General features: G+C 75.0%; 1 protein-coding gene and 1 pseudogene. Both read left to right on the top strand.

Annotated elements, in window-relative coordinates:
* Nucleotides 1–130: 130 nt before the first annotated feature.
* Nucleotides 131–211 (top strand): annotated as a pseudogene (locus P1P70_RS45920) (polyketide synthase docking domain-containing protein); the annotation flags it as partial.
* On the top strand, nucleotides 194–6,385 hold a 6,192-nt coding region (locus P1P70_RS38215), incomplete at its 3' end, for an SDR family NAD(P)-dependent oxidoreductase (RefSeq protein ID WP_413471642.1). The pseudogene P1P70_RS45920 and the gene P1P70_RS38215, both read left to right, overlap by 18 nt.

Here is a 6,385-nt window from a genome sequence, read left to right as displayed (position 1 = left end):
CCTTAGGGGCCCCGCATCCCCGGGATGAGGCCCCGCATCCCCGGGATGACGGCCGGCTCTTTGCCGGGGCACCCCCCGAGCAGCCCCAAAGCGTCCACCACCAGCGGCAGAACGAGTGGGAGCCCGAGGCATGAACACATCTCTCGACGAGGTCATCGACGCGCTGCGCGCCTCCCTCCTGGAGAACGAGAGGCTGCGTCGGCACAACCAGCGGCTCACCTCCGCCGCCACGGAGCCGCTGGCCGTCGTCGGCATCGGCTGCCGCTTCCCCGACGGAGTGGACGACCCGGACGACCTGTGGCGGCTGGTCACCGAGGGCCGTGACGTCATGACCGGCCCGCCCGCCGACCGCGGCTGGGAGCACCACCCGGCCTACGACCCCCGCCACCAGGGCGCCTTCCTCGCCGGCGCCGGCGACTTCGACGCCGCCTTCTTCCGTGTCTCGCCCCGCGAGGCCCTCGCGATGGACCCCCAGCAGCGACTGCTCCTGGAGGTGTCCTGGGAGGCCCTCGAACGCGCCGGCATCGACCCCCTGTCCCTGCGCTCCACCCGCACCGGCGTCTTCGTCGGCGGCGCCACCCAGGAGTACGGCGTCCTCCTCGGCGCATCCCCGGAGAACACCGACGGATACGCCCTCACCGGCCTGCCCGCCAGCATCATGTCCGGGCGCATCGCCTACCACCTCGGCCTCGAAGGCCCCGCCCTCACCGTCGACACCGCCTGCTCCTCCTCGCTCGTCGGCCTCCACCTCGCGGGCCAGTCCCTGCGCGGCGGCGAGTGCGACCTGGCCCTCGTCGGCGGCGTCCTCGTCATGACGTCACCGGCCATCTACGGCGAGTTCGACAGTCAGGGCGGATCGGCCTCCGACGGCCGCTGCAAGGCCTTCGCCGACACCGCCGACGGCACCGGCTGGGGCGAGGGCGCGGGCGTGCTGGTGATCGAGCGGCTCTCCGACGCCCGACGCCACGGCCACCCCGTACTGGCGGTGGTGCGCGGCTCGGCGGTGAACCAGGACGGCGCGTCCAACGGCCTGACAGCGCCGAACGGACCGGCCCAACAACGCGTGATCCGCGACGCGCTGGCGAACGCCGGGCTGTCACCGGCGGACGTGGACGCCGTCGAGGCCCACGGCACGGGCACCCGGCTCGGCGACCCGATCGAGGCCCAGGCCCTGCTGGCGACGTACGGACAAGGACGGCCGGGGGAACGGCCGTTGTGGGTCGGCTCGGTGAAGTCGAACATCGGGCACACGCAGTTCGCCGCGGGCATCGCGGGAGTCGTCAAGACGGTCATGGCGCTCCGGCACGGGGTGCTGCCGCGCACCCTCCACGTCGACGAGCCGACCCGGCAGGTCGACTGGTCGGCCGGCGCGGTGCGGGTGCTGACGCGGGAGACGGAGTGGCCGGCGGTGGACCGCCCGCGCCGGGCGGGCGTCTCGTCCTTCGGGATCAGCGGCACCAACGCCCATGTGATCCTCGAACAGGCCCCCGAGGAGGACCCGGAGCCCGACGGGGAAGGCCAGGACCCGGCCCCCCCGCGCCCACCGCTGCCCGCCGTGGCCGTGCCGCTGAGCGCGCACAGCGCGCCGGCCCTGCGCGCCCAGGCCGTACGCCTCCTCGCCCACCTCGAACGGCGTCCCGGCACCCGCCTGCCGGACCTCGCCCACTCCCTGGCCACCACCCGCGCCCTCATGGAACACCGCGCCGCCGTCACCGTGCCCGGCACCGGCCTGTCCGCCCTGACGAGCGGACTGCGCGCCCTCGTCGACGGCGAGGACTTTCCCGGACTGGTGCGGGGCACAGCCGCCGACGGCGGGCTCGCGGTGGTGTTCTCCGGCCAGGGGTCCCAACGGGTCGGAATGGGACGCGGGCTGTACGAGACGTTCCCGGTGTTCGCCGCCGCGTTCGACGAGGTGTGCGCGGCCTTCGACGCCGTGTTGCCCGGGCCGCTGAGGACGGTCGTCCTCGACGGTCCCGCGGAGGTGCTGGAGTCCACCGACTGGGCCCAGCCCGCGCTGTTCGCGCTGGAAGTGGCGCAGTTCCGGTTGGTCGAGTCATGGGGAGTGAAGCCGTATGTGGTGCTCGGGCATTCTGTGGGCGAGATGGTCGCGGCTCACGTGGCAGGCGTGTGGACGCTTGCTGACGCGTGCCGGGTGGTCGCGGCGCGCGGGCGGCTGATGGGGGCACTGCCCCCGGGCGGCGCGATGTGGGCGGTGCGGGCGGAGGAGACCGAGATCCCTCGCGACACCGGGGTGTCGGTGGCGGCCGTGAACGGTCCCTCCTCGCTCGTCCTCTCCGGCGCCGAGGACGCCGTACGCGACCTGGCCGACCGGTTCGCGGCCGAGGGGCGCCGGGTGCGACGGCTGGCCGTCAGCCACGCCTTCCACTCCGCGCTGATGGAACCGATGCTGGAGGAGTTCGCCGAGGTCCTCGCGGACGTCCGGTTCGCCGAGCCGGTGATCCCCGTCGTGTCGAACGTGACCGGCCGGATCGCGGGGGAGGAGCTGTGCACCCCCGAGTACTGGGTGCGGCACGTGCGGGCGACCGTGCGGTTCGCCGACGGGGTGCGCGCGCTGCGTGAGCAGGGCGTGGGGACGGTCCTGGAGCTCGGCCCGGACGGTTCGCTGGTCTCGGCGGTGCGGGAGACCGTGCCCGAGCTGACGGCCGTGGCGGCCCTGCGCCGGGACCGGGACGAGACCGTGGCCCTGCTGTCGGCGCTGGCCGAGGCGCACGTGCACGGTGCGGCCGTGGACTGGCGCACGGTGTACGCGGGCACGGGCGCCCGACGGGTGGACCTGCCGACGTACGCCTTCCAGCACCGCCGCCACTGGCCCGACACCCGTGCGCACGCGGGCCGGGGCCGGGTGGTGGACGACTGGCGCTACCGGGTGGTGTGGCGGCGCCGCCGGCTGACCGCGGGCGCGGCCGCGACGGACACTCCGGCGGGGCTTCTGACGGTCGGTCCGACGGACGATTCGGCGGCCGTACCGACGGACACTCCGGCGAGCCACCGGATCGGCGCCGCCCAGGGAGATCACGCGCCGGACGACCGGGTCCTGACCGGCCGTTGGCTGCTGGTGGAGCCGGGGGCGGGGGCCGGCGCCGAGGTCGCGCGGGCCCTGCGGGCGGCCGGTGCCGAGGTGCAGGTCGCCGCACGCGCCGTGCCCGGTGACTTCGCGGGGGTCGTCGCCCTGCCCGACACGGTCGAGGCCGCCGTCGACCTGGTGCGCGAGCTGCGGTCCGCAGGGACCCGGGCGCCGCTGTGGTGGGTGACGGCGGACGCGGCCGCGGTCGCCCCCGGGGACACCGTACGACCCGAGGCGACCCAACTGTGGGGCCTGGGGCAGGTCGTCGGCCTGGAGGAACCCGCATGGTGGGGAGGCCTCGTCGACCTGCCCGCCGTCTGGGACGACGACACGGGCGCCCTGCTCACGGCCGTCCTCGCGGGCGCCGCCGACGGGGAGGACCAACTCGCCGTGCGCGGGCCGGAGGTGTACGTCCGACGCCTCGTGCGCGCACCGCTTGCCGCGCGCGGCCCGGCCCGCGCGTGGAAGCCCCGCGGCACCGTCCTGGTCACCGGCGGCACGGGCGGCGTCGGCGCGCACGTCGCCAGGTGGCTGGCCCGGGAGGGCGCCGAACGGGTGGTGCTGACCAGCCGTCGCGGCGCCGGGGCACCGGGTGCGGAGACCCTCGCGGCCGAACTCCGCGCCCTGGGCACGGAAGTGACCCTGGCGGCCTGCGACATGGCCGACCGCGACGCCCTGGCCGCCGTCCTGGCGGCCGTACCGGCAGAGACCCCGCTGACCGCCGTCGTCCACGCCGCCGGCATCGTGCGCTACACCAAGGTGCGGGACCTGACCCCCGAGGAGATCGAGGAGGTCGTCACCGGCAAGGCGACCGGCGCCCGCCACCTCGACGAACTCACCGCCGGCCTGGACCTGGACGCGTTCGTCCTCTTCTCCTCGGGAGCCGCCTCCTGGGGTGGCGGCTCCCAGGGCGCCTATGCGGCGGCCAACGCCTACCTCGACGGTCTCGCCCAGGCCCGCCACGCCCGGGGCCTGCCCGCGACCTCGCTCGCCTGGGGCACCTGGCGCTCCGACGGCATGGCCGCCGACCTCGACGAGGAGTCCCTGTCCCGGATGGGGCTGGCCCTCATGGACCCCGCGCTCGCGCTGTCCGTCATGAGGGAAGCGGTCGAGTACGGCGAGCCCTGCCTCACCGTCACCGACACGGAATGGTCCCGCTTCGCCCCCGTCTACGCGGGCGCCCGCCACCGCCCCCTGATCGAGGACATCCCGGAGGCCGCCCGCGCGCTGAAGAACGAGCCGGACGCCCCCGACAGCGGCGAGGCGACGGGGGAGGCCGACGAGCCGGGCGGAGGCCTGCGGCGCCGACTCACCGGACTCACGGACGGTGAACGGCGTGCCGTCCTGCTGGAGTTGGTGCGGACACGTGCCGCGTCGGTGCTGGGTCACTCCGACGTGGCGGAGGTCGACGCCCACCGCCCGTTCAAGGACCTCGGTTTCGACTCGCTCACCGCGACCGAACTCCGCAACCGGCTCAACACGGCCACCGGCCTCCGGCTGCCCGCCACCCTCGTCTTCGACCATCCCACCCCCACCGCCCTCGCCGAACTCCTGCACCGCGAACTTCACGGCGGGAGCGACCCCGCGGTGGCCCGGACGGTCGTCGTACGGCGGGCGGACCACGAGGAACCCCTGGCGATCGTCGGGATGGCCTGCCGCCTCCCCGGCGGTGTCACCGGCCCCGAGGACCTGTGGCGGCTCGTCGTCGAGGGCCGCGACGAGATCGCCGCCGCGCCCGACGACCGCGGCTGGGACAGGTGGGGGCCGTCGGACGGCCTGCGCGGCGGCTTCCTCCAGGACATCGGTGGCTTCGACGCGGAGTTCTTCGGTATCTCCCCGCGCGAGGCCTTGGCGATGGACCCCCAGCAACGCCTGCTCCTGGAGGTGTCGTGGGAGGCGATCGAACGGTCCGGGATCGACCCGGCTTCGCTGCGCTGCACCCGCACCGGCGTCTTCGTCGGAGGCTCGCCCACCGGCTACGGCGCCCTCCTGGGCGACGCGCCCGACGCCGGCGGCTACCTGCTCACCGGCAACAGCGGCAGTGTGATGTCGGGCCGGATCGCCTACGCCCTCGGCCTGGAGGGCCCGGCCCTCACCGTGGACACGGCCTGCTCCTCCTCCCTGGTCTCCCTGCACCTCGCGGGCCAGGCCCTGCGTGGCGGCGAGTGCGACCTCGCCCTCACCGGCGGCGTGGCCGTGATGCCCACACCGGGCGCCTTCGACGAGTTCGCCCGGCAGGGCGGCCTCGCCCCCGACGGCCGCTGCAAGGCCTTCGCGGACGCCGCCGACGGGACCGGCTGGTCCGAGGGAGTTGCCTTCCTCGTCGTGGAACGCCTCTCGGACGCGCGGCGCAACGGTCACCCCGTGCTCGCGACGGTGCGCGGCTCGGCCACCAACCAGGACGGTGCCTCGAACGGACTGAGCGCCCCCAACGGCCCGGCCCAACAGCGGGTGATCCGCGCCGCCCTCGCCGACGCGGGCCTCACCCCGTCCGACGTGGACGCGGTCGAGGCCCACGGCACCGGGACCCGGCTGGGCGACCCGATCGAGGCGCAGGCCCTGCTGGCGGCGTACGGCCGCGACCGTGAACGACCGCTGTACGTGGGGTCGTTGAAGTCGAACATCGGGCACACGCAGGCGGTGTCCGGCGCGGCCGGTGTGATCAAGACGGTGCTGGCGCTGCGGCACGGGGTGCTGCCGAGGACCCTGCACATCGACGAACCGTCCAAGGAGGTCGACTGGTCGGCGGGCGCGGTGGAGCTGCTCACGGAGCAGAGGGAGTGGCCGGACACGGGCGCTCCCCGGCGGGCGGCCGTGTCGTCCTTCGGAATCAGCGGCACGAACGCGCATGTGGTCCTGGAACAGGCCCCGGCGCCCGACACGACGTCCGAGCCCGCCCCGGCATGTGGCCAGGGCCCCGTCCCGTGGACGCTCTCCGGTCACACGGAGGACGCGCTACGAGCCCAGGCGTCGCGCCTGGCCGCCCACCTGACCGCGCATCAGACTCTGCCCGTCGACTCCGTGGCGCACTCCCTGGCGCTGTCCCGAGCCGCGCTGGACCATCGCGCGGTGGTGGTCGGCGCGGAACGGTCGGAGTTGCTGCGGGGAGTGGCGGCCATCGCGGAAGGGCGTCCGGACCCGGGGGTGGTGCGGGGGCGCGCGGACGGTGGCGGTGGTCAGGGCCCGGTGTTCGTGTTTCCCGGGCAGGGTTCGCAGTGGGCCGGTATGGCGGTGGAGTTGCTGGACACCTCGCCGGTGTTCGCGGAGCGGATGGCCGAGTGCGAGCGGGCGTTGTCGGCG

This window comes from Streptomyces sp. MB09-02B, assembly GCF_033794485.1.
Lineage (GTDB): Bacteria > Actinomycetota > Actinomycetes > Streptomycetales > Streptomycetaceae > Streptomyces.
Note: the sequence above shows the minus strand (reverse complement) of the source record. Positions and strands in the feature narration are given on the sequence as shown.